A 25159-nucleotide genomic window follows, 5' to 3' on the forward strand; every position below is an offset into this window, starting at 1 on the left:
ATGCCGCATTCGCTGCTGATTATCAGCCGCCAGCCGCCTTGGTCCGGCCCAAACGCACGCGAGGCGCTGGATATCGCCCTGGCCGGGGGCGCGTTCGATTTGCCGCTGGGGATGCTGTTTCTGGATGACGGTGTGTTGCAGCTGCTGCCTTTACAGAGCGCTGCCCAGTTGCAGCAGAAAGACCTCACGGCCAACCTGCAGGCGCTGTCGATGTTTGGCGTTGAAGACCTGTTTGCCTGCCACACCAGCCTCGTCGAGCGTGGCATGTCGCCCAATGAACTGAGCGTCGAGCCGATACAGGTTCTGCGCGATCATGAAATCGCCGAGCTCATTGACCGTTATGACCAAGTGATCACGATCTGATGTCGACCCTGCACGTGTTATCTCATTCGCCTTTCGCCGACTCACGCTTGAGCAGCTGCCTGCGCGTGCTGGGTCACGAAGATGCGATCCTGCTCTGCGGCGATGCTGTCTATGCGCTGACGCCCGCCACGGCAGCACGCCAGACCCTGGACGCTAAAGCCGACAGTCTTCAATTGTTCATCCTCGACGAAGACGTCAAGGCGCGAAACCTGACGCCGCCCGACTGGGTCCGCAGCGTCGATTACCCCGGTTTCGTCGAGCTGTCGGTGCAGTTCGACAAGGTCAACACCTGGCTATGAAACAGCTCATCGTCGACGGGCGCACCATTGCGCTGGACAAGGACGGTTACCTCGAAGACCTGCACGACTGGTCCAACGAGGTCGCCCAGGCCCTGGCACTTGAAGAAGACATCGCGCTGACCCCCGACCACTGGGAAATTCTCGAACTGCTTCGGGCGTTCTATGCCGAATACCAGCTCTCTCCCGCAACCCGCCCGCTGGTGAAATACACCGCATTGAAGCTGGGCGCCGATAAGGGCAACAGCCTGCATCTGAATCGCCTGTTCAACGGCACTCCCGCCAAACTTGCCGCCAAGCTGGCGGGCCTGCCAAAGCCGACCAATTGCTTATGACCGAATTTGCCGCTCTCGTTACCGAAACTCCTGCCGAGCATCCGTTCGCGCAGTTCGTACGCATCCTCGGCAAGGGCAAGCGCGGCGCACGCAACATGACCCGCGAAGAAGCCCGCGAAGCCATGGGGATGGTGCTCGATGAGAAAGTCGAGGACACCCAGCTTGGCGCGTTCCTGATGCTGCTGCGTCACAAGGAAGAAAGCCCGGAAGAACTGGCAGGCTTCACCGAAGCGGTGCGTGAGCGCCTGACTGCCCCGCCCCTGGCGGTCGATATCGACTGGCCGACGTATGCCGGGAAAAAACGCCATTTGCCGTGGTATCTGCTGGCGGCCAAATGCCTTGCACAGAATGGCGTGCGGATATTGATGCACGGTGGCGGCGCTCACACCGCAGGCCGGCTTTACAGCGAGCAGTTGCTTGAGCTACTGGGTATTGCGCTGTGCCGCAACTGGCAGGCGGTGGGCGACGCGCTGGAACAGCACAACATCGCTTTTATTCCGCTGGGGGATTGGGCGCCGCAGCTGCAACGCATGATCGACCTGCGCAACACCTTGGGTTTGCGTTCGCCGATTCACTCACTGGCGCGAATTCTCAATCCGCTGGACGCGCGATGCGGTTTACAGAGCATCTTTCACCCCGGTTATCAGTCGGTGCATCGCGATGCAAGCGGTCTGCTGGGCGACCACGCCATCGTGATCAAGGGCGATGGCGGTGAAGTGGAGATCAACCCTGACACCATCAGCCATTTGTATGGCACCACCGATGGTCAGCCCTGGGATGAAGAATGGCCGGCCCTCTCCGAGCGCCGCCACGTCAAGCCGACAAGCCTCGATCCTCAGCAGCTTGTCGCCATCTGGAAAGGCGAAATTGAGGACAGTTACCCGCAACTGGCATTGATCGCCACCATCGCGCTGGCCTTGCGCGGCCTGGGAATGCCCCGTACTGAGGCCTTCGAGCGGGCCGAAGAGTACTGGGCCAATCGAGACAAATCGATCTAGTCGATCATTACCCCCGAGTCTTTGCGCTATATGTTCGAACGATTGTCTTTAGACTGATCTCCAACGTACGAACGTACACACTTTTGGAGTCAGACATGGGCCTTCTGGTCGAAGGACGCTGGCAGGACCAGTGGTATGAAAGCAGCAAAGACGGGGCCTTTCAGCGCGAACAGGCGCAACGCCGCAATTGGGTGACCGCCGATGGTCGCCCTGGTCCTTCCGGCGAAGGTGGCTTCAAGGCAGAGGCCGGTCGCTATCACCTCTACGTCTCGCTGGCCTGCCCGTGGGCGCATCGCACGCTGATCGTGCGCAAACTCAAGGGCCTGGAAAATCTGGTCGATGTCTCGGTAGTGAGCTGGCTGATGCGCGAGAACGGCTGGACGTTCGACAAACAGACCGGTTCGACTGGCGATCCGCTGGACGGACACACCTTTATGTACCAGCGTTATCTGGCGGATACCCCCGACTACACGGGCCGTGTGACCGTGCCGGTGCTGTGGGACAAGAAGCTGCAACGCATCGTCAGCAACGAGTCTTCGGAAATCATCCGCATGTTCAACTCGGCGTTCGACGAACTGACCGACAATCGTCTGGATCTGTACCCCGAAGCGTTACGTCCCGAGATCAACCGGCTGAATGACGCGATTTACCCTGCGGTCAATAACGGCGTCTATCGCGCAGGCTTCGCGACGTCGCAAGGTGCGTACGAGGCAGCCTTCGATGATGTGTTTGGCGAGTTGGACATACTCGAAAAACTGTTGGGTGAGAACCGCTACCTGGCGGGTGAATACCTGACCGAAGCCGATGTGCGGCTGTTCACCACGCTGATACGCTTCGATGCCGTTTACCACGGTCACTTCAAGTGCAACCTACGCCGTATCGCGGACTACCCGAATCTGAGCAACTGGCTGCGTGAGGTGTATCAACTACCGGGTGTGGCCGAGACCGTCGACTTCGTGCACATCAAGCATCACTACTACGCCAGTCACGCCACCATCAACCCAACAGGCGTAGTGCCCAAAGGTCCAGCGCAGGATTTCAGTGGCGCGCACGATCGCGGGCGATTGAACGGGCAAGGCATTCTGCAGAACGGGTGAGGACACCGATCAACGGTGGGGGTGAGCTTGCTCACGAAGGTGTCCGATCAGTCACTATAGATGTGATGGCCAGACCCTTTTCGTGCGCAAGCTCACCCCCACAGGGTATAGCGCTAGCTGCACGTCAGCGAGGCGGCCGGACGACAAGCGGCCTACCACGGGAGAGGGGCAAAACCTCAAACGCTCGCCTGAGCCCCTTCGAACCACGCCAGCTTGTCGCGCAGCATCACGACTTCCCCCACGATCACCAGCGTTGGCGCGTGCACTTCATGCTCTGCCACCAGTTGCGGAAGATCCGCCAGGGTGCCGGTGAAGACCCGCTGCTGGGAAGTGGTGCCCTGCTGAATCAGCGCCGCCGGGGTATCGGCAGAACGACCGTGCTTGATCAGTTCGCTGCAGATGATCGGCAAGCCAATCAGGCCCATGTAGAACACTAGAGTCTGCGCCGGGGAAACCAGGTCCTTCCAGGGCAGGTCGGTGGTGCCATCCTTCAAATGACCGGTGACGAAACGCACAGACTGCGCGTAATCGCGATGGGTCAGGGGAATCCCGGCATACGCCGCGCAGCCACTGGCCGCGGTGATGCCCGGTACCACCTGAAAAGGAATCCCGTGGGCGGCCAGTTCTTCGATCTCTTCGCCGCCGCGGCCGAAGATGAACGGATCGCCACCCTTGAGCCGCACCACGCGCTTGCCCTGCCTGGCCAGGGCAACCAGTTGCTGGTTGATCTGATCCTGCGGCAACGCATGATCGGCGCGTTGCTTACCGACGTAGATCCGATCAGCGTCGCGACGGCACAACTCCAGAATTGCAGGTGCAACCAGGCGGTCATACAGCACCACATCGGCTTGCTGCATCAGGCGCAATGCCTTGAAGGTCAGCAGGTCCGGATCCCCTGGCCCGGCACCAACGAGATACACCTCACCCGCCGCGTTCGGCGCATCGCCATCGATTTTCGCCTGCAACAGACGCTCGGCTTCAGCGCCCTGCCCGGCCAGTTGCCGATCGGCGATCGGCCCCTGAAACACGTCCTCCCAGAACGCCCGGCGCTGCTGGACATTGGGAAACAGCTGCTTCACCTGATGGCGAAAGCGCGCCGCCAGACCCGCCAGATGGCCATAAGTCGGCGGAATCCAGCTTTCCAGCTTGGCCCGGATCAACCGCGCCAGCACCGGCGCGTCGCCGCCACTGGAAACCGCAATCACCAACGGCGAGCGATCGACAATGGCTGGGAAGATCACGCTGCACAAGGCTGGCGCGTCCACCACATTGACCGGCACGCCGCGCTGACGGGCATCAGCGGAGACCTGAGCATTCAGCGTTTCGTCGTCGGTGGCGGCAATGATCAGCATGCAACCGTTCAAATCCGCTTCGCTGTAGCCACGCAAAATCTGTTCGCCACCGCTGCTGTCGATCAGCTCGCGCAGCTCTGTTCCGATCTGGGGCGCAACCACCCGCAGGACCGCGCCGGCATCGGCCAGCAGACGAGATTTGCGCAAGGCAATCTCGCCGCCGCCCACTACCAGTACGCGAGCGCCCCGCAGGTTGTGGAACAGTGGCAAAAATTCCATTTAGCCAATGACCTCGATGCCACCCATCCACGGCTTGAGCACTTCCGGCACACGGATCGAACCGTCGGCCTGCTGGTAGTTTTCCAGCACGGCGACCAGGGTACGACCGACTGCCAGGCCAGAACCGTTGAGGGTGTGAACCAGCTCAGGCTTGCCGGTTTCCGGGTTGCGCCAACGCGCCTGCATGCGGCGCGCCTGGAAGTCGCCACAATTGGAGCACGAGGAAATCTCGCGGTATTTGTCCTGGCTTGGAATCCACACTTCCAGGTCGTAGGTTTTCACGGCGCTGAAACCCATGTCGCCTGTGCACAACGACAATACCCGGTACGGCAGTTCCAGCAGTTGCAGGACGCGTTCGGCATTGCCGGTCAGCCTTTCCAGCGCTTCGAGGGATTTTTCCGGTTCGACGATCTGTACCATCTCGACCTTGTCGAACTGGTGCTGACGGATCATGCCGCGGGTATCGCGACCCGAAGCGCCAGCCTCGCTGCGGAAGCAAGGGGTGTGAGCGACGAACTTCAACGGCAGCTGTTTGGCATCGAGAATTTCGCCGGCGACGATGTTGGTCAGCGATACCTCGGCGGTCGGGATCAGGTACAGATCCGCCTCGCCTTCGCGAGCGATCTTGAACAGATCTTCTTCGAACTTCGGCAGTTGGCCAGTGCCTTGCAACGCAGGCGCCTGGACCAGATAAGGCGTGTAGGCCTCTTCGTAGCCGTGTTCGTTGATGTGCAGGGTGATCATGAACTGCGCCAGTGCGCGGTGCAGACGCGCGATCGGGCCACGCAGCAGCGCAAAACGGGCGCCGGAAAGCTTGGCGGCGGTTTCGAAATCCAGCCAGCCGAACTTCTCGCCCAGCGCAACGTGGTCCTTGACCTCGAAGCCGAACGAAGCAGGCGTGCCCCATTTACGCACTTCAACGTTATCTTCCTCGTCTGCGCCGACCGGCACCGATTCGTGCGGCAGGTTCGGCATGCTCAGCAGCATGGCGTCGAGCTCGGACTGAATGCCGTCCAACTCTTTCTTGCCAGTGCTCAGCTCTTCGGCCATGCGATCGATATCAGCCATCAACGGCGCGATGTCTTCACCGCGCTGCTTGGCCTGGCCGATGGATTTGGAACGGGCGTTACGCTCGGCCTGAAGCTGCTCAGTGCGGGTCTGCACAGTCTTGCGCTGGTTTTCCAGCGCTTCGATGCGGGCCACGTCCAGCGTGAAACCACGGGAAGCCAGGCGATCCGCTACGTCCTGAAGCTGGGTACGTAACAGTTTGGAGTCGAGCATATCGTTGCCTCGTTATTGAATCGGGTTTATTAAATTCGGGTCAAAGACAAACCGGCCCAGGTCGCAAGCAGACCGCCAATCACACTGATGGCCGCATAGCCGATGGCCAGGGGCGCCTGCCCGCTTTCAAGCAAGCGCAGCGTATCCAGAGAAAACGACGAAAAGGTCGTCAGGCCGCCGACAAAACCGACGATCAGACCGGCACGGATTTCGATCGGCACTTCCGGGCGCAACAGAAACCAGCCGTACAGCAGTCCGATGATCAGGCAGCCAACCAGGTTGACGGCCAGCGTCGCCGTGTAGAAATGCCTGGGCCAATTGGCCGACACCCAAGTGCCTGCCGCAAAACGCAATAATGTACCAGCGATGCCCGCAATCGACACCGCAAGAATCGTCTGAATCACTATTTTCTCCGCTGACGAGGACTGGCGCGGTCGAGCGCGGCCAAGTGTTTGAGTTTCTCACCGATCTTCAGCTCAAGCCCGCGAGGAACCGGCTGGTAATACTGACGCGGTTCGAGTTCGTCGGGGAAATAGTCTTCACCGGCGGCGTATGCGTCAGGCTCGTCGTGGGCGTAGCGATATTCTTCGCCGTAACCCAGCTGCTTCATCAGTTTGGTCGGGGCATTGCGCAGGTGCAGGGGCACCTCAAGCGAGCCGTGTTCGGTCGCTTCGCGCATGGCCATCTTGAAGCCCATGTACACCGCGTTGCTTTTTGGCGCGCAGGCCAGGTAGACGATGGCCTGAGCCACGGCCAGCTCACCTTCCGGGCTGCCCAGTCGTTCCTGCACATCCCAGGCGGACATGCACAACGGGAGCGCGCGGGGGTCAGCGTTGCCGATGTCCTCACTGGCCATGCGCACCACGCGGCGCGCCAGATACAGCGGGTCGCAGCCGCCATCGATCATGCGCGCGAACCAGTACAGCGCCGCGTCGGGGTTCGATCCGCGAATGGATTTGTGCAGGGCCGAAATCTGGTCGTAGAACGCCTCGCCGCCCTTGTCGAAACGACGACGGCTGTCACCTAAAAGGCTCTGCAGCAGTTCAGGCTCGATCTCGCTGCCGTCCTCGGCCAGATCCGACGCATTTTCCAGCAGATTGAGCATCCGCCGACCATCGCCATCGGCTGCGGCCAGCAGAGTCTTGAAGGCTTCATCGCCCAAGGTCAGATGACGGTTGCCCAGGCCCCGTTCTTCTGTCAACGCACGGTCGACCAACCGACGCAGTGCCGCCTCATCCAGGCTTTTGAGCACGTACACCCGGGCGCGGGACAGCAGCGCGTTGTTGAGTTCGAAGGAAGGGTTTTCGGTGGTCGCGCCGATAAAGATCAGCGTGCCGTCCTCGACGTAAGGCAGAAACGCATCCTGCTGCGACTTGTTGAAACGATGCACCTCATCGACGAACAGGATGGTGCGGCGGCCGTACTGACCCGCCTGCTGTTTGGCGATCTCGACCGCCTGACGGATTTCCTTGACCCCCGCCAGTACCGCCGAAACGGTCTCGAAGTGCGCGTCCGAGACCTTCGCCAGCAGCCGCGCCAGCGTGGTCTTGCCCACCCCGGGCGGGCCCCAGAAAATCATCGAGTGCAGAGCTCCCTGCTCCAGCGCTTCACGCAAGGGCTTGCCGTGGGCGAGCAGGTGCTGTTGGCCAACGTACTCATCCAGATTGGTCGCGCGCAGTCGGGCGGCCAGGGGCTGGGCAATCGGCTCACTGCTGAACAGGTCCATGCTGGACTCTCGAACCTCTTACTCCTGAATGACGTCAGCGCCTTTCGGGATCTGAAACTGGAATTTGCTCGCCGCGACAGGCTCGTTGGCCTTGACGCCGGTGAACAGGATATTGGTGCGCTGGCCGACGCTGTCGATCAACTGCATGTCGTTGATCATGCCGTTGCGGAAAGACAGGCGCAGATTGTCGAACAGGGTGTCCTTGGATTTGGGCTTGAGCACGAAGTCGATCACGCCGCCCGCTTCCTTGGCGCTGATGTCGAAGCTTTCGCTGATCTTCGACACGTCACCGGACAGCAGCAGGGCTGGTGTCTGGGTCAGGCGCTGATCGAGGGTCTTGATGGTGACCTGCTCCAGGTCCGGGTCCCACAGCGAGACTTTCTTGCCGTCGGACACCATCAGCTGCTCCTGCGGCGCATCGGTGTGCCAGTAGAACTGCCCCGGCCGCTGCAGGACCATGTCACCTGCGGTTTCCTGAAGCTGTGTGCCACCGCCGTCCAGGGTCAGCTGGGAAAACCGGCCACTCAGGGTTTTGGAGCTTTCCAGCAGTTGGGTCAAGCGCGCAACGTCCTTGCTGTCGGCGTGGGCCGGGAGAGCGGAAAAAGCCAGTGCAGATACCAACAACATGCGGATAAGACGCATGGGATTCCTCTTATGAGTTCGGTTAAGGCCGGATGGCGCCTGTCAGGCGCCATCCGGCCCCAGAACGCGTGCAACGACTATGCTCGGCGATACTGCTTTAAAAACAGGCGGAAAATGCTCATTTAGAACACCTGGACTCCGCTTTTCCGTCTGTTTTTGCCTTGCCTCGCCGTCGCTCGTGACGTTATTACACGCTCTGGTTCGTATAGATGAAGTGTCAGTCACGCATGGGGGCCGGTGCAATCACTTCCCGCGAGCCGTTGGTGTTCATTGCAGTCACCACGCCGGCCATTTCCATGGCTTCGATCATGCGCGCTGCGCGGTTGTAGCCAATCTTGAGCTTGCGCTGCACCGCAGAGATCGAGGCGCGGCGGCTTTCCAGCACGAACTTGACCGCTTCGTCGTACAACGCATCGCTTTCGCTGTCCTCGCCGTCGCCACCGCCGCCACCGCCTTCAAAGCCGCTACCGGCCTCTTCGACGCCCGCGAGAATGTCGTCATTGTAGTTAGGCGTGCCGCGCAGCTTCCAGGCCTCGACTACGCGGTGAACCTCATCGTCGGAGACGAACGCGCCATGAACCCGGATCGGCAGACTGGTGCCCGGCGGCATGTAGAGCATGTCGCCGTGGCCAAGCAATTGTTCGGCGCCACCCTGGTCAATGATGGTCCGTGAGTCGATCTTGCTCGACACCTGGAACGCCATGCGCGTCGGAATGTTGGCCTTGATCAGACCGGTGATCACGTCGACCGACGGACGCTGGGTCGCGAGAATCAGGTGGATCCCCGCCGCACGGGCCTTCTGGGCGATCCGCGCGATGAGTTCTTCGACCTTCTTGCCGACGATCATCATCATGTCGGCGAACTCGTCGACCACCACGACGATGGTCGGCAGCTTGGTCAGCAGCGGCGCTTCGTCGTGAATGCTTTCGCGGTGGTAAAGCGGATCGGACAGCGGCGTGCCGGCGTCTTCGGCCTCTTTGACCTTGTGGTTGAAGCCCGAGAGGTTACGCACGCCCATCTTGGCCATCAATTTGTAACGCCGCTCCATCTCGGCCACCGACCAGCGCAGGGCGTTGGCGGCATCCTTCATGTCGGTCACAACTGGGCACAGCAGGTGCGGAATGCCTTCATAGATCGACAGCTCGAGCATTTTCGGGTCGATCATGATCAGCTTGGCGTCATCCGGCCCGGACTTGAACAGGATCGACAGGATCATCGCGTTCACACCCACCGACTTACCGGAACCGGTAGTACCGGCCACCAGCAAGTGCGGCATCTTGGCCAGGTCCGTGATCACCGGCTTGCCGCCGATGTCGTGGCCCAGGGCCAGGGTAACCGGGGATTTGGCGTCGTCGTATTCCGGCGTCGACAAAACCTCGGAGAAGCGCACGATCTGCCGGTCTTCGTTGGGAATTTCGATACCCACCGTGGTCTTGCCAGGGATCACCTCGACCACCCGCACGCTGGTCACTGCCAGAGAACGTGCAAGGTCCTTGGCCAGGTTGGCGATGCGGCTGACCTTCACACCAGCGGCCGGTTGGATCTCGTAGCGCGTGATCACCGGGCCCGGATGGATCGAGTCCACCGAGACTTCGACGCCGAACTCCTTGAGCTTGATTTCCAGCAGATGCCCCACCGCGGCCAGAGATTCGGGCGAATAGTTGAGCTGTTTCTTTTCCGCCGGGTCGAGAATGGAGATCGGCGGCAAGGTACCTTCGACGGCGCTGTCGACGAACAATGGCACCTGTTTTTCTTTCTGCACGCGCTTGCTCGGCTCGGGCGGTTTGGCCGGAGCGGGCGCGATCACAGCTGGAATGTGCTTCTCACGGGCGGTCATGTGCTCACTCAGGGCCTGCTCGCGTTCGATCAGACGCTCCTTGGCCTTGGCCTGCTCACGACGATCGGGCACCACAGGGGCAACGACTTCATCGACGCGCATATCGACTTCGCGCAACTGGGCAACCATCTGCTTGCGCTCGTTGCGCTCGGTCCACCAGCGGTTGATCGCGCCCTGGAACAGCTCGAACAGATCCAGCGTGATCTTGCCGGTGGTGTCCATGACCTTGAACCACGAGAGATCGGTGAACACGGTCAGGCCGAACAGGAACAAGGCGATGAACAGTAAAGTGCTGCCCTGAACGTTCAGCGCACGCTTGGCCAGATCGCCCAGCACCTCACCCAGTACGCCACCGGCCGAGCCCGGCAGGCCTGCGGTGGAGTGAAAGTGGATATGCGCCAGCGCGGCACCGGCGAGAATCAGGAACACCAGGCCGATCATCCGCCAGGAAAACAGCCAGCCGCTCCACTGCCACGGCTCGTGCCGCTGACGGAACACCTGATAGGCCTTGACGCCCAGCAAGATCGGGAAAATGTAAGCGAAATAGCCCAATACCATGAACAGGATGTCGGCGGAGAACGCACCGGCGCGGCCTGCGGCGTTCTGTACCTGCACAGAGCTGCTGGTGTGGCTCCAGCCCGGATCGGCCTGATCGTAGGTCAACAAGGACATCATCAGGTACAGGCACAAAAAGCCGAATGCGATCAGCGCACCTTCCTTGAGTCGGTAGTGCAAATGCTGCCGCCAGAGCGGTACGGAGCTGGGTGCTGCGGTGGATTTCTTCAAAACGCTTCAATTCCTGCGCGCTAGCGCGAACATCTACTGGTGGTTGACTATGTACGACTGCATCAACGAAATAGTGCCGACCGATTCCTGACCATCGCCAGACGCCAACAAGGTTGCACGCACGCTCGACAGGTGACTTGAAATGAGGTTAAACAACATCGGGCATTGTACGGATTTGCACGCTGCGCGCCATGATAGTCTGGCGCGGACCTTGCAGATCTTCAAGCATCGATGACAACGAGCGATTTGATCATGCATTTTCTTTGCTGACAAAGGCTTATGGCCTGTTTTTGCCGCACTTTTTACCGCACTGCCGAACTGTCCAATGGCCATGATCCAAGTTATACGTACAAATCTGCCCCGCACTCCCCGTTGCAGTAACGGTCAACCGCCTGTGACCGCATTCGCGGGCCGTAGTTGCAATCCGGGCTGCACTCCCCTCCCCTCTCGCAAAGTCGGAACGCCATGCTGACCTGGTTACAACGCGACACCCTCGATTTTCCGCCGCTGGAAAAAGCCATGCGTGAACCCAATGGATTGCTGGCGGGCGGCGGCGATCTGTCTGCCGATCGACTGATCCAGGCTTACCGGCATGGCTGTTTTCCGTGGTATCAACAGGGCCAGCCGATTCTCTGGTGGTCTCCAGACCCGCGCACGGTGCTGTTTCCTGAGGAGCTGCACGTTTCCCGCAGCTTGGCCAAGGTCCTGCGCCAACAGCGTTATGAGGTGACCTTCGATCAGGATTTCCCGGCCGTGATCCGAGCCTGCGCCGAGCCTCGTGCTTACGCCGAAGGCACCTGGATCACCGGCTCCATGCAGGCGGCGTATATCGAGCTGCACGCGCGTGGACATGCCCACAGCGTCGAGGTCCGGGAAGATGGCGAACTGGTGGGCGGCCTGTACGGCCTGGCCATGGGACAGCTGTTTTTTGGCGAGTCGATGTTCAGCCGGGCCGACAATGCCTCCAAGGTCGGTTTTGCAACGCTGGTCGAACATCTCAAGGCGTGGGGCTTCGTTCTGATCGATTGCCAGATGCCGACACAACACCTGCAAAGCCTTGGCGCTCGTTCGATCCCCCGACAAACCTTCGCCGACTACCTGCACAAACACCTGGATCTGACAAATTCCGCCGACTGGTTACCTAGGCGAGTTTGATTCGCCTGGCATACACTCTTACCTATAGTTTTTCTCGAGGGTTGATCATGACCGAGCTGGCGCGGCTTAAGTTTTATGCCACTCAACCCCACTCCTGCAGCTACCTGCCCGAAGAGCAAGCCACCACGCTGTTCCTCGATCCCAGCCAGCCGATGGATGTTCAGGTCTATGCTGACCTTTCCGACATGGGGTTTCGCCGCAGTGGCGATCATCTCTACCGTCCGCACTGCCAGAACTGCAGTGCTTGCGTACCTGCCCGTATTCCGGTGGGACTTTTCGTACCCGATCGTCAGCAGAAACGTATTTTCAAGAAAAACGCCGACATCGAGGTCACCGGTACCAAGCCGCATTTCAGCGAAGAATATTTCGACCTGTATCAGCGATACATCGAACAGCGTCACGCCGACGGCGACATGTACCCGCCCAGTCGTGATCAGTTTTCGACGTTCCTGGTCCGCGACCTGCCATTTTCCCGTTTCTATGAGTTCCGTCTCGACGGGCGCCTGCTGGCCGTTGCGGTGACCGACCTGTTGCCAAACGGGCTGTCGGCTGTGTACACATTTTATGAGCCGGCTGAGGAGCGTCGCAGCCTGGGACGCTATGCCATCCTCTGGCAAATCGCCGAAGCCGCTCGTCTGCAGTTGCATGCGGTGTATCTCGGCTACTGGATCAAGAACTGCAAAAAGATGAACTACAAGACCCAATATCGCCCCATCGAACTGCTGACCAATCAAAGATGGGTCACTCTTTACTGAATTCCTTGGCTTGAACCCCACTTTTCGGGCACAATGCAGCCCGCTTTTGCCTGGCTGCCGTTTGCACCGGGCCATTCATTGGATACCGAGGGCTTTACTGCATGTCGAAAGAAGACAGCTTCGAAATGGAAGGCACTGTCGTCGACACCCTGCCCAACACCATGTTCCGTGTGGAGTTGGAAAATGGGCACGTCGTAACCGCGCACATCTCCGGCAAGATGCGCAAGAACTACATTCGTATTCTTACCGGCGATAAGGTCCGCGTTGAGCTGACGCCCTACGACTTGAGCAAAGGACGCATCACCTACCGCGCCCGCTAACAGGTCTTAACAGAAACGCCCGGTTCATACCGGGCGTTTTTGTTGGCGCAAGATTTGTCCGCTGCAAGAGCGCGCTTACCCGTGATAGCGCTTGGCCGAACCACATCAACTGGCTGACGCGACGCGAGCGCGGGCAAGCGCGCTCCTACAGAGACCATGTATTTCGCAGACAGCAAAAAGGCGCCCGCATCGGCGCCTTTCTGCTGTGCTGCAACGAAACGTCAGGCCATCTCAGCCGTGGTCTCGTAGTCGAACGTGATCTCGCCATCCTTCAGGCCGATGTGAACCACACCGCCATGTTCGGAGAGATCACCAAAGAGAATCTCCTCGGCCAGTGGACGCTTGATCTTATCCTGGATCAGACGCGCCATCGGACGAGCGCCCATCTGCGCGTCGTATCCGCCTTCCGCCAGCCAGCTGCGCGCTGCATCGGAGACTTCGAGCAGAACCCTCTTGTCTTCCAGCTGCGCCTGAAGTTCGGTGAGGAACTTGTCCACCACACTCTTGATGACCTCGTGACTCAGGCGACCAAACTGAATGATGGTGTCCAGACGATTGCGGAATTCCGGCGTGAAGCTCTTCTTGATGACTTCCATCGCATCGGACGAATGGTCCTGATGAGTGAAGCCGATCGAAGCACGCGCCGCGGTTTCCGCACCGGCGTTGGTGGTCATGATCACGATCACATTGCGGAAGTCCGCTTTGCGGCCGTTATTGTCGGTCAAGGTGCCGTGGTCCATCACCTGCAGCAGCAGGTTGAAGACTTCCGGATGGGCCTTTTCGATTTCATCGAGTAACAACACGCAATGCGGCTGCTTGGTGATAGCTTCCGTCAACAGACCACCCTGATCGAACCCGACATAACCCGGAGGCGCACCGATCAGACGCGATACGGTGTGACGCTCCATGTACTCGGACATGTCGAAACGGACCAACTCGATCCCCAGGGCCTTGGCCAACTGGCGTGCAGCCTCGGTTTTACCCACCCCGGTCGGACCTGCGAACAGGAATGACCCTACGGGTTTATCCGGGGATTTCAGACCGGCACGAGACAGCTTGATCGCAGTGGACAGCGAGTCGATCGCCGCATCCTGACCGAACACAGTCAGCTTGAGATCGCGCTCGAGGTTACGCAGCAGTTCCTTGTCGGAACTGTTGACGTGCTTAGGTGGAATCCGCGCGATTTTCGCGACGATGTCTTCAACTTGTGGCACATCGATACGTTTGACGCGCAACTCGACCGGCTGCAGACGCTGATAGGCGCCTGCCTCGTCAATCACGTCAATTGCCTTGTCAGGCATGTGACGATCATTGATGTAGCGCGACGCCAGTTCAGCAGCGGCACGCAGGGCTTCATCGCTGTATTCGATGTTGTGATGCTGTTCAAAACGACCTTTCAGGCCACGCAGAATGCCGATGGTGTCTTCGACAGATGGTTCGGACACATCGACTTTCTGGAAGCGACGAGCCAGCGCGCGATCTTTCTCGAAAATGCCGCGGAATTCCTGGAATGTGGTCGAACCGATGCAGCGGATGTCACCCGACGACAGCAGCGGTTTGAGCAGGTTGGAGGCATCCATCACCCCGCCCGACGCAGCACCGGCACCAATGATGGTGTGGATTTCGTCGATGAACAGGATGGCATGCGGACGTTTCTTCAGTTCACCAAGCAGCGCCTTGAAGCGCTTCTCGAAGTCGCCGCGGTATTTGGTACCGGCCAGCAGTGCACCAAGATCCAGCGAGTAGACCACGCTGTTAGCCAGCAGGTCCGGCACCTGATTGTCGACGATACGCTTGGCCAGGCCTTCGGCGATGGCGGTTTTACCGACGCCGGCCTCACCGACCAGCAACGGGTTGTTCTTGCGACGGCGCGCGAGAATCTGAGCGACACGCTCGACTTCCAGCTCACGGCCCACCAACGGATCGATGCGGCCCTGACGGGCCAGTTCATTCAGGTTGCTGGCATAGGCATCCAGAGGATTGCCCGAAGAAGAAGACTCACCGCCCTCATCATCCTGCATATCTTGCTCACCTTCAGAGTGATCGCCATGCCCAGGCACCTTGGAAATACCGTGAGCGATATAGTTGACGACATCGATTCGGGCAACGCTCTGCTGTTTCAGCAGAAACACTGCCTGACTTTCCTGCTCACTGAAAATCGCCACCAGAACGTTTGCGCCGGTGACTTCACGCTTACCGGAACTCTGCACATGGAACACGGCACGCTGGAGCACGCGCTGGAAGCCCAGGGTGGGTTGGGTCTCGCGATCCTCGTCATGTACGGGGATCAGCGGCGTGGTGGAGTCGATGAACTCCTGAAGGTCGTGTTTGAGTTTGTCGAGGTTCGCGCCGCAGGCACGCAGAACAGTGGCGGCAGCCTCATTGTCCAATAGGGCCAAAAGAAGGTGCTCCACGGTCATGAATTCATGACGTTTGGAGCGGGCCTCCTTGAAAGCCAAATTGAGGGTGACTTCGAGCTCACGGTTTAACATAGCTTCACCTCATACCCAAGTGTCCGGCGTTAACCGTCCTTCTCGATCTCACAGAGTAGCGGATGCTGGCTTTCCCTGGCGTATTGGTTGACCTGCATTGCCTTGGTCTCGGCGATGTCGCGGGTAAACAATCCGCACACTGCCCGTCCCTCTGTATGGACGGCCAGCATGACCTTGGTCGCCAGCTCACGATTCAGGTTGAAGAACACCTCGAGCACTTCGACAACGAAATCCATCGGGGTGTAGTCATCGTTGAATAAAACCACCTTGTACATCGGTGGTACCTGCAATGTCGGCTTGGCTTCCTGTACAGCGATGCCCGCCGCTTCGTCCTCATGGGATTGCGGATCATCCTGATTGAATGTTAGTCGAATCTTGCTGATTGCATGCATGGTAAAGAAGGTTCGTAGGGGACGAAATTGAAATAAGTAGTCACGATCATGCAGGTTTTCAACTGGACTGCCGCTTGACCTTGACTATCGGCTAATCGGTGTTACAAACAATAGAACCCACATTGGGTAAAAAGGGTCCGCGCAGTCAACCAAAATTTTTTAGGTCCGGCGGATGAGAGGTGATGATACTCCCATCGGAGTCCTTTGCAGAGGGATGTGACTATGCTAAGCGGTAAGGTCAAGTGGTTTAACAACGCCAAGGGGTATGGCTTCATCGTTGAAGATGGCAAGTCCGAGGACCTGTTTGCTCATTACTCGGCGATCAAAATGGACGGATACAAGACGCTCAAGGCCGGCCAACCGGTCAACTTCGAGATCATCCAGGGCCCCAAAGGCTTGCATGCTGTGGATATCACAGCACATGCCGCGGCAACCAAAGATCACGTCAACGCAAACGCCACGCAACATGAGCACAGCAAGGATCACGCCTGAGCCGGACCGTTCAAGCGCGAGACTCATGAAAACCGGGCAGCTCACCCAGTGAGCTGACCGGTTTTTTTTTGCGCACCAACTGCTGCTTCTTCTTATATAGACGAATGGGGCCATGATGCCGAGGTCGACAAAGACAGTACTCTGGCTCCAGCCAGAATCCAGGCATTCGACGACCTCCGCGGGCCAATTCACCCCTCCGACGACTGCAACCACGGCTCGAATGCTCCTTTAGTCGCAATCCGACTTGCGATTCATCGGCCCTTCGCTACCCGTTTACGACTGCGACAGTCTGCCGCAGCCCCCGTAAGACGCGGGCTTCGAGGTTTTGCGGAAATTTCGCGACGGGAACCGGGAGGCTGAATCGATCAATGCGCCTGTCAAGCGTTCACACTACTATCGTATTAATGGCCGGGACCGGTGGTATACTTGCCGCCGGTGACCATAGGGTCATCGGGGGCCGAGCCATCTGAAACGAGACTTTCAGCCCTCGACAGGCCGCACTCTCAACCAGAGTACAGCCGCTTGACGCTCGACTGATGTACCCCATATCACGCGACGAAATTCTCGACTTTCGGCTCATCGATACCTTGGGCGAAAGTGCCTACCCTGCGCATCTCGAAATTTTGTGTACGCTCAGCAAAGAAGAGAGTTATCCCGAAAATGTCCAACCGCTCGAAGATCATCTATACCTTCACCGACGAAGCTCCTGCCCTCGCCACCTACTCGTTGCTTCCAATCATCGAAGCATTCACCGCCTCCGCCGATATTACCGTCGAAACCCGCGACATCTCTCTTGCAGCCCGTATCCTGGCCAGCTTCCCCGAGCGCCTGGGTGACAAGAAGGTTTCCGACGATCTGGCCGAGCTGGGCGAACTGGCGACCACTCCAGAAGCGAACATCATCAAGCTGCCGAACATCAGCGCCTCGGTCCCGCAACTGAAAGCGGCGATCAAGGAACTGCAGGCCAAGGGCTACGACATCCCGGACTACCCGGATGAAGTCGTGACCGAAGCCGACAAGGTGGCTCGTGCTGGCTACGACAAGGTAAAAGGCAGTGCCGTGAACCCGGTTCTGCGTGAAGGTAATTCTGATCGTCGCGCACCGCTTTCGGTCAAGAACTATGCGCGCAAGCACCCGCACAAGATGGGCGCCTGGGCTGCAGACTCCAAGTCCCACGTTGCCCACATGGACAGCGGTGACTTCTACGGCAGCGAAAAATCCTCGCTGATCGAAGCCGCAGGCTCGGTGAAGATCGAACTGATCGGCAAAGATGGCAGCACCACCGTGCTGAAAGACAAGACCTCGGTTCTCGCTGGTGAAATCATCGACAGCGCAGTGATGAGCAAGAAAGCTCTGCGCGCGTTCGTGGCCAAGGAAATCGAAGACGCCAAGAAACTGGGCGTCCTGTTCTCCGTTCACCTGAAAGCTACCATGATGAAGGTCTCCGACCCGATCATGTTCGGCGAATTCGTTGCCGAGTACTATCAGGACGCGCTGAGCAAGCACGCAGATGTCCTCAAGGAAATCGGCTTCAGCTTGAACAACGGTATCGGCGACCTGTACGCCCGCATCAAGACACTGCCAGCCGACCAGCAGGCGCAGATCGAAGCGGACGTCAAAGCCGTTTACGCGACCCGCCCTCCTCTGGCGATGGTCAATTCCGACAAGGGCATCACTAACCTTCACGTACCGAGCGACGTCATCGTGGATGCCTCGATGCCTGCGATGATTCGTGATTCCGGCAAGATGTGGAACAACGAAGGCGTCCTGCAGGACACCAAGGCCGTGATCCCGGATCGCTGCTATGCCACCATCTACCAGGCTGTCATCGAAGACTGCAAGAAACACGGCGCCTTCGATCCGACCACCATGGGCAGCGTGCCGAACGTTGGCCTGATGGCGCAGAAAGCCGAAGAATATGGCTCCCATAACAAGACCTTCCAGATCGAGACTGACGGCGTTGTCCGCGTTACCGATGACAAAGGTCAGGTGTTGATGGAGCAGAACGTCGAAGCCGGCGACATCTGGCGCATGTGCCAGACCAAAGACGCGCCGATCCAGGACTGGGTCAAACTGGCCGTCAACCGCTCGCGCCTGAGCAACACTCCGGCAATCTTCTGGCTGGACCCACAGCGCGCCCACGACGCCGTGATGATCAAGAAGGTCGAGAAATACCTGAAGGATCACGACATCACCGGCCTGGACATCAGCATCAAGTCGCCAGTTGAAGCGATGAAGGTTTCCCTGGAGCGCATCCGCGCTGGCAAGGACACCATCTCGGTAACCGGCAACGTGCTGCGTGACTACCTGACCGACCTGTTCCCGATCATGGAACTGGGCACGAGCGCCAAGATGCTGTCGATCGTTCCGCTGATGAATGGCGGCGGTCTGTTCGAAACCGGCGCTGGCGGTTCGGCTCCGAAGCACGTTCAGCAGCTCAATGAAGAGAACTTCCTGCGTTGGGACTCGCTGGGTGAGTTCCTGGCGCTGGCCGCCTCGCTGGAGCACCTGGGCAACACCTACAACAACCCGAAAGCACTGGTACTTGCCACTGCCCTGGACAAGGCCACCGGCCAGTTCCTGGACAACAACAAGTCGCCATCGCGCAAGGTTGGCGGTATCGACAACCGTGGCAGCCATTTCTACCTGGCCACCTACTGGGCCCAGGCTTTGGCTGCCCAGACCGAAGATACTGCGCTGCAAGCCAAGTTCACCGAGCTGGCGAAAACCCTGACCGACAATGAAGCGACCATCGTCGCCGAGCTGAACAGCGTACAGGGCAAGCCTCTCGACATCGGCGGCTACTATTTCGCCACGCCGGAACTGGCCAGCAAAGCCATGCGTCCTAGCAAGACCCTGAACGACGCGATCAACGCGCTCAAGTAAGCCTTGCCGGATCGGCGTCACCGAGCCGAACGCAATGCGAAAGCCCCGGCCCTGTGCCGGGGTTTTTCTTTTGTGCTTGGGTCCACACAATCCCGTGAAGGAGCAGCGTGACCTTAAATCCAATGGCGGAGCGAGCTTGCTCGCGAAGGGGTCATCGGCCTCAACATGATTGCTAACTGACCCACCGCTTTCGCGAGCAAGCTGGCTCACAATGATCTTCATTTGCCACCCTATCGGGACTTTCTCATGCCTTGGCAACCTCACATCACCGTCGCCACCATCATCGAAGACAATGGTCGCTTCCTGTTCGTCGAAGAGTCCAAGAACGACAAACTCGTGCTCAACCAACCCGCCGGGCACCTTGAAGCCAACGAAACCCTGCGCGAAGCGGCCATCCGCGAAACGCTGGAAGAAACCGGCTGGGACGTCGAGCTGACTGGCGTGGTCGGGATTTACCTGTACACCGCCCCGAGCAATGGCGTGACCTATCAGCGGGTGTGCTTCTCTGCCAAGGCCGTCAAACACCATCCCGACCGCGCATTGGATACCGGTATCGTCGGCGCGCCGTGGTTCACCCGCGACGAACTGGCCAGCCAGCCGGCACGCTGGCGCAGTCATCTGGTCCTGGAGTGCATCGACGACTACCTCGCAGGCCCCGTGCACAGCCTGGATGTCGTGCGCAATTGAATAGCTTTTAGCCTTGAGGCCGACTCCCTGCTAGAATCGCGTCCTTTTCCAGACTACCCATCGAATACCTATGTCTGATTCAGCCTTTTCCACTCCAGAGAACAAGCGCGTCATTGTCGGCATGTCCGGCGGCGTGGATTCTTCGGTCTCCGCCCTTCTGCTCATGGAGCAGGGTTATCAGGTCGAAGGCCTCTTCATGAAGAACTGGGAAGAAGATGACGGAACGGAATACTGCACCGCCATGGACGACCTCGCGGACGCTCAGGCCGTGTGCGACCGAATCGGTATCAAGCTGCATACGGTGAACTTCGCCGCCGAGTATTGGGATAACGTCTTCGAGCACTTCCTCGAGGAGTACAAGGCCGGTCGCACGCCGAACCCGGACATCCTCTGTAACCGGGAGATCAAGTTCAAAGCCTTCCTCGATTACGCATTCATGCTTGGCGCCGACCTGATCGCCACCGGTCACTATGTGCGCCGGCGCGACATCGATGGTCGTACCGAACTGCTCAAGGGCCTGGATCCGAACAAAGACCAGAGCTATTTCCTGCACGCCGTCGCGGGCGAACAGATTGCCAAGACGCTGTTTCCGGTCGGCGAGCTGGAGAAGCCGGCAGTGCGAGCGATTGCGGAGAAATATGAGCTGGCCACCGCCAAGAAAAAGGACTCCACCGGGATCTGCTTCATCGGCGAGCGTCGTTTCACCGACTTCCTGAAACAGTACCTGCCTGCGCAACCGGGCGAGATCAAGACCACCGAAGGCGAAGTCATCGGCCGCCACGCCGGCCTGATGTACCACACCATCGGCCAGCGTCAGGGCCTGGGCATCGGGGGCCTGAAAGACGCGGGCGACGAGCCCTGGTACGTGCTGGAGAAGGATCTGGAGCGCAACGAACTGATCGTCGGCCAGGGCAACGAACATCCGTGGCTGTTCTCCCGCGCCCTGCTGGCCTCGGAGATCTACTGGGTCAATCCGATCGACCTGGGCACGCCGCGCAAGCTGACCGCCAAAGTCCGTTACCGCCAGGGCGACCAGGGCTGCACGCTGGAACGCACCGCCACTGGCTATCGTGCCATCTTCGATGAGCCGCAACGGGCCGTGACTCCCGGCCAGTCCGTGGTGTTCTACGACGGCGAAATCTGCCTGGGCGGCGGCGTCATCGAAATCGCCGAACCCTGGCACAGCAAGGATCCTCGTTGATGAGTCCGATCCAAGAGCAACTCACCGCACTGGGCGGCGTATTTCAAGCCGCGGTGCTGGTCGACCGCATCGCCAAGACCGGCCAGGCCAGTGAAGCGACTGTCGGCTGCCTGCTCGGAGGGTTGTTGGTGATGGACCCCAAGGACACCCTGGACGTGTTCGGCGGCGACGACCTCAACCTGCGCGAAGGCTATCGCGCCCTCGCCAGCGCTCTTGAGCGCGACCCTGGCACGCTGCAGCGCGAGCCTTTGCGTTATGCCCTGGCGATGCTGGGCCTGGAGCGTCAGCTGTCCAAGCGCGACGACATGCTCGACACCATCGGCAGGCGCCTGCCGCAGATCAAGTCCCAGGTCGAACATTTCGGCATCGTTCATGAAAACGTAATCGCCGCCAGCGGTGCGCTGTATCAGGAAACTCTAAGCACCCTGCGCCAGCGGATTCAGGTCCACGGCGACATGCGCAACCTGCAACAACCCAACAACGCCTCGAAAATCCGTGCCCTGCTGTTGGCCGGGATTCGTTGCGCGCGACTTTGGCGACAAGTGGGCGGTCACCGCTGGCAACTGGTCGTCAGCCGTCGCAAGCTATTGAAAGAACTGTATCCCTTGATGCACGGCTGATTGCCGAGCGCCGGGAAACAGCGGATTTACCCCATACGACGCGTATCCATCTCGGTCAGTCGGCCTCGGCTGATCCGAATTTTCATGTATGATACGCGCCCCTTTTCGTTGCCCGACTGTCCGAGAACACCCCATGCAGCTTTCTTCGCTCACTGCGGTTTCCCCTGTAGACGGCCGCTACGCCGGCAAAACCCAGGCCCTGCGCCCAATTTTCAGCGAATACGGCCTGATCCGTTTCCGCGCCCTGGTAGAAGTCCGTTGGCTGCAGCGCCTGGCGGCTCACCCGCAAATCCCGGAAGTCCCGGCATTTTCCGCCGAAGCCAAAGCGATTCTCGACGCGCTGGCCGATGACTTCGCCCTCGAGCACGCCGAGCGCGTGAAAGAGATCGAACGCACCACCAACCACGACGTCAAGGCGATCGAGTACCTGCTCAAAGAACAGGCGGCCAAATTGCCGGAATTGGCCAAGGTCAGCGAATTCATCCACTTCGCCTGCACCAGTGAAGACATCAACAACCTGTCCCACGCGCTGATGCTGCGTGAAGGCCGCGACACCGTGCTGCTGCCGCTGATGCGCCAGATCGCCGAATCGATCCGCGAGCTGGCAATCCGTTTCGCCGCCGTGCCAATGCTGTCGCGCACCCACGGCCAGCCTGCTTCGCCGACCACTCTGGGCAAGGAACTGGCCAACGTCGTCTACCGCCTGGAGCGCCAGATCGCTCAAGTCGCCGCCGTGCCGCTGCTGGGCAAGATCAACGGTGCCGTGGGCAACTACAACGCACACCTGTCCGCCTACCCGGACATCGACTGGGAAGCCAACGCCCGCGCCTTCATCGAAGACGAGCTGGGTCTGGGTTTCAACCCGTACACCACGCAGATCGAGCCGCACGACTACATCGCCGAGCTGTTCGATGCGATCGCCCGCTACAACACGATCCTGATCGACTTCGATCGCGACATCTGGGGTTACATTTCCCTGGGCTACTTCAAGCAGAAGACCGTCGCCGGCGAAATCGGCTCCTCGACCATGCCGCACAAGGTCAACCCGATCGACTTCGAAAACTCCGAAGGCAACCTGGGTATCGCCAACGCGCTGTTCCAGCACCTGGCAAGCAAACTGCCGATCTCCCGCTGGCAGCGCGACCTGACCGACTCCACCGTGCTGCGCAACCTCGGCGTGGGCTTCGCACACAGCGTGATTGCCTACGAAGCGAGCCTCAAAGGCATCGGCAAGCTGGAGCTGAACGAGCAGAAGATCGCGGCCGACCTGGACGCTTGCTGGGAAGTGCTCGCCGAGCCGATCCAGACCGTCATGCGTCGCTACGACATCGAAAACCCGTACGAGAAGCTGAAAGAGCTGACACGCGGCAAGGGCATCAGCCCTGAAGCGCTGCAGACTTTCATCGATGGCCTGGACATGCCTGCCCAAGCCCGCGCCGAGCTGAAAAAGCTCACGCCAGCCAACTACATCGGCAGCGCCGTGGCCCAAGCCAAGCGCATCTGATCGAACGCCCTACGCTCTGAACGCCCGGCTGAGCCGGGCGTTTTTATTCCAGTCTGAAAAATACGTTTTTTCAATAGGTTACACATGAATCCTGATATTCCTCTGCAGTTGCTTGGTGGCATCACGGCGCGCGAATTCCTGCGTGATTACTGGCAGAAAAAACCGCTGCTCATCCGCCAGGCAATCCCGGATTTCGAAAGCCCGATCGACCCAGACGAACTGGCTGGTCTGGCGCTGGAAGAAGAGATCGAATCGCGCCTGATCATCGAGAACGGCGCGCGTCCGTGGGAACTGCGCCGTGGCCCGTTCGCCGAAGACGAGTTCAGCAAGCTGCCCGAGACCGAATGGACGCTGCTGGTTCAGGCCGTTGACCAGTTCGTGCCGGAAGTCGGCGAGTTGCTGGACAACTTCCGCTTCCTGCCAAGCTGGCGCATCGACGACGTGATGATCAGCTACGCCGCACCTGGCGGCAGCGTGGGTCCGCACTTCGACAACTACGACGTGTTCTTGCTGCAAGGCCACGGCAAGCGTCACTGGAAGATTGGCCAGATGTGCGACACCGACAGCCCGCTGCTGGAGCACGCGGACCTGCGCATCCTCGCCGACTTCCAGGGCAGCGACGAGTGGACGCTGGAACCGGGCGACATGCTTTACCTGCCGCCGCGACTGGCGCATTGGGGCGTTGCCGTGGATGACTGCCTGACTTATTCAGTGGGCTTCCGTGCCCCGAGCGCTGCCGAAGTGTTGACTCACTTCACCGACTTCCTCAGCCAGTTCATGTCTGACGAAGAGCGCTACACCGACGCCGACGCGCAGCCGGTCAGTGATCCGCACCAGATCCAGCGTGACGCCCTCGATCGCCTCAAGGCGCTGCTGGCCGAGCACATGGGTGACGAGCGCCTGCTGCTGACCTGGTTCGGCCAGTTCATGACCGAGCCGCGCTACCCGGAAATGGTTACCGGCCCGGAACTGGACGACGCCGAACTGCTCGATAGTCTGGAACAGGGTGCGATCCTGATTCGCAACCCGAGCGCACGACTGGCTTGGTCCGAAGTCGACGAAGACCTGCTGCTCTTCGCCAGCGGCCAGAGCCGTCTGCTGCCTGGCCGTCTGCGCGAGCTGTTGAAATTGATCTGCGCGGCCGATGCACTGCATATCGACAATCTGGGCCAATGGCTGGCAGATGACGATGGTCGTAACCTGCTCTGCGAGCTGGTCAAACAAGGAAGTCTGGGGTTTGCTGATGAATAAGATCCACGTACGGGTAGCCGACTGGCAGAAAGACAACGCCGATATCCGGCGTATTCGCGAAGCGGTGTTCATTGCCGAGCAATCGGTACCGCCTGAACTGGAGTGGGACGCCGAAGATGCCGGCGCGCTGCATTTCCTGGCGCTGGAAGGCGATTATCCGATCGGCACGGCGCGCCTGCTGTCGGACGGTGAAATCGGCAGGCTTTCGGTGCTCAAGGACTGGCGCGGCCTGAAGGTCGGTGACACTTTGCTGCAGTTCGTGATCGCCGAAGCGGAAAGCCGTGACCTCACGGAGCAAAAGCTCAGCGCCCAGGTGTACGCCACTGCGTTTTACGAGCGCTTTGGCTTCACCGTGGTCAGCGATGAGTTCCTCGAAGCCGGCCTGCCCCACGTGGACATGGTGCGCAACTCGCGCTAAGCGAGCAGCCATCGTGCAATAGAACGCCCCGTCGTTCCCGCCTCAGCTGACTAT

At 59.5% G+C, this 25159-nt stretch carries 24 protein-coding genes; 16 read left to right on the forward strand and 8 right to left on the reverse strand.

Going from position 1 to position 25159, the window contains the following annotated elements; translation table 11 throughout:
- The 5 genes from tusC to CE491_RS22515 all read left to right on the forward strand — a co-directional run bounded on the left by tusC (position 1) and on the right by CE491_RS22515 (position 3089).
- On the forward strand, positions 1-363 hold the full coding sequence (gene tusC / locus CE491_RS22495; RefSeq protein ID WP_110950541.1) for a sulfurtransferase complex subunit TusC: 363 nt from the start codon (positions 1-3) through the stop codon (positions 361-363).
- Entirely contained in the window at positions 363-662 is a 300-nt protein-coding gene (tusB, locus tag CE491_RS22500) for a sulfurtransferase complex subunit TusB (protein ID WP_110950542.1), read from the forward strand. Before tusC ends, tusB begins: the two co-directional genes overlap by 1 nt.
- The gene (locus CE491_RS22505; protein WP_110950543.1) at positions 659-994 is read left to right on the forward strand and encodes a TusE/DsrC/DsvC family sulfur relay protein; all 336 of its coding nucleotides are present in this window, start codon (positions 659-661) and stop codon (positions 992-994) included. Before tusB ends, CE491_RS22505 begins: the two co-directional genes overlap by 4 nt.
- Positions 991-1992: a glycosyl transferase family protein gene (locus tag CE491_RS22510; protein ID WP_110950544.1), complete on the forward strand. Its 1002-nt coding sequence runs from the start codon at positions 991-993 to the stop codon at positions 1990-1992. Before CE491_RS22505 ends, CE491_RS22510 begins: the two co-directional genes overlap by 4 nt.
- Before the next feature lie 95 nt (positions 1993-2087).
- Complete coding sequence (locus CE491_RS22515; RefSeq protein WP_110950545.1) at positions 2088-3089, forward strand: glutathione S-transferase family protein; 1002 nt, start codon at positions 2088-2090, stop codon at positions 3087-3089.
- 176 nt (positions 3090-3265) lie between these two features.
- Here the strand turns inward: CE491_RS22515 and cysG are convergent, their stop codons facing one another.
- The 6 genes from cysG to ftsK form a co-directional block, all read right to left on the reverse strand.
- Positions 3266-4660 carry a siroheme synthase CysG gene (gene cysG / locus CE491_RS22520; protein WP_110950546.1) on the reverse strand — a complete coding sequence of 465 codons (1395 nt, stop codon included), beginning with the start codon at positions 4658-4660 and terminating at the stop codon, positions 3266-3268.
- Positions 4661-5941 (reverse strand): serine--tRNA ligase, encoded by a 1281-nt coding sequence (gene serS, locus CE491_RS22525; protein ID WP_110950547.1) that lies wholly within the window; start codon positions 5939-5941, stop codon positions 4661-4663.
- Positions 5942-5970: 29 nt separating this feature from the next.
- Entirely contained in the window at positions 5971-6345 is a 375-nt protein-coding gene (gene crcB / locus CE491_RS22530) for a fluoride efflux transporter CrcB (RefSeq protein WP_110950548.1), read from the reverse strand.
- On the reverse strand, positions 6345-7667 hold the full coding sequence (locus CE491_RS22535; protein WP_110950549.1) for a replication-associated recombination protein A: 1323 nt from the start codon (positions 7665-7667) through the stop codon (positions 6345-6347). Before CE491_RS22535 ends, crcB begins: the two co-directional genes overlap by 1 nt.
- Before the next feature lie 18 nt (positions 7668-7685).
- Entirely contained in the window at positions 7686-8309 is a 624-nt protein-coding gene (gene lolA, locus CE491_RS22540; RefSeq protein WP_110950550.1) for an outer membrane lipoprotein chaperone LolA, read from the reverse strand.
- A 217-nt stretch (positions 8310-8526) separates the two neighbouring features.
- Entirely contained in the window at positions 8527-10932 is a 2406-nt protein-coding gene (gene ftsK / locus CE491_RS22545; RefSeq protein WP_110950551.1) for a DNA translocase FtsK, read from the reverse strand.
- A gap of 465 nt (positions 10933-11397) precedes the next feature.
- Here ftsK and aat point away from each other — a divergent pair, with 465 nt between their 5' ends.
- From aat to infA, 3 genes are all read left to right on the forward strand, one after another.
- Complete coding sequence (gene aat, locus CE491_RS22550) at positions 11398-12087, forward strand: leucyl/phenylalanyl-tRNA--protein transferase (RefSeq protein WP_110950552.1); 690 nt, start codon at positions 11398-11400, stop codon at positions 12085-12087.
- 47 nt (positions 12088-12134) lie between these two features.
- Complete coding sequence (locus CE491_RS22555) at positions 12135-12842, forward strand: arginyltransferase (protein WP_110950553.1); 708 nt, start codon at positions 12135-12137, stop codon at positions 12840-12842.
- Between the two features lie 101 nt (positions 12843-12943).
- Positions 12944-13162 (forward strand): translation initiation factor IF-1, encoded by a 219-nt coding sequence (gene infA / locus CE491_RS22560; protein WP_002553999.1) that lies wholly within the window; start codon positions 12944-12946, stop codon positions 13160-13162.
- A gap of 221 nt (positions 13163-13383) precedes the next feature.
- On the opposite strand, the gene clpA is transcribed toward infA, so the two are convergent.
- Both clpA and clpS read right to left on the reverse strand, forming a co-directional pair.
- Positions 13384-15654 (reverse strand): ATP-dependent Clp protease ATP-binding subunit ClpA, encoded by a 2271-nt coding sequence (gene clpA, locus CE491_RS22565; protein ID WP_110950554.1) that lies wholly within the window; start codon positions 15652-15654, stop codon positions 13384-13386.
- A gap of 29 nt (positions 15655-15683) precedes the next feature.
- A complete protein-coding gene (clpS, locus tag CE491_RS22570) occupies positions 15684-16046 on the reverse strand; it encodes an ATP-dependent Clp protease adapter ClpS (protein ID WP_110950555.1) in 363 nt (120 codons plus the stop codon).
- 222 nt (positions 16047-16268) lie between these two features.
- Between clpS and cspD the strand changes: the two genes are divergently transcribed.
- From cspD to CE491_RS22610, 8 genes are all read left to right on the forward strand, one after another.
- Entirely contained in the window at positions 16269-16538 is a 270-nt protein-coding gene (gene cspD / locus CE491_RS22575) for a cold shock domain-containing protein CspD (protein ID WP_110950556.1), read from the forward strand.
- Positions 16539-17198: 660 nt separating this feature from the next.
- Positions 17199-19424, forward strand: a complete 2226-nt coding sequence (locus CE491_RS22580; RefSeq protein WP_110950557.1) for an NADP-dependent isocitrate dehydrogenase — start codon at positions 17199-17201, stop codon at positions 19422-19424.
- Between the two features lie 246 nt (positions 19425-19670).
- Positions 19671-20111 (forward strand): NUDIX hydrolase, encoded by a 441-nt coding sequence (locus CE491_RS22585; RefSeq protein ID WP_110950558.1) that lies wholly within the window; start codon positions 19671-19673, stop codon positions 20109-20111.
- Positions 20112-20181: 70 nt separating this feature from the next.
- Complete coding sequence (gene mnmA / locus CE491_RS22590) at positions 20182-21312, forward strand: tRNA 2-thiouridine(34) synthase MnmA (protein ID WP_110950559.1); 1131 nt, start codon at positions 20182-20184, stop codon at positions 21310-21312.
- On the forward strand, positions 21312-21932 hold the full coding sequence (gene hflD / locus CE491_RS22595) for a high frequency lysogenization protein HflD (protein ID WP_110950560.1): 621 nt from the start codon (positions 21312-21314) through the stop codon (positions 21930-21932). Before mnmA ends, hflD begins: the two co-directional genes overlap by 1 nt.
- A gap of 133 nt (positions 21933-22065) precedes the next feature.
- Positions 22066-23436 carry an adenylosuccinate lyase gene (purB, locus tag CE491_RS22600; protein ID WP_110950561.1) on the forward strand — a complete coding sequence of 457 codons (1371 nt, stop codon included), beginning with the start codon at positions 22066-22068 and terminating at the stop codon, positions 23434-23436.
- Positions 23437-23520: 84 nt separating this feature from the next.
- On the forward strand, positions 23521-24687 hold the full coding sequence (locus tag CE491_RS22605) for a ribosomal protein uL16 3-hydroxylase (RefSeq protein WP_110950562.1): 1167 nt from the start codon (positions 23521-23523) through the stop codon (positions 24685-24687).
- Positions 24680-25105: a GNAT family N-acetyltransferase gene (locus tag CE491_RS22610; RefSeq protein WP_110950563.1), complete on the forward strand. Its 426-nt coding sequence runs from the start codon at positions 24680-24682 to the stop codon at positions 25103-25105. Before CE491_RS22605 ends, CE491_RS22610 begins: the two co-directional genes overlap by 8 nt.
- Positions 25106-25159 lie beyond the last annotated feature (54 nt).

Source organism: Pseudomonas bohemica (genome assembly GCF_002934685.1).
In the GTDB taxonomy this organism is placed as follows: Bacteria; Pseudomonadota; Gammaproteobacteria; order Pseudomonadales; family Pseudomonadaceae; genus Aquipseudomonas; species Aquipseudomonas bohemica.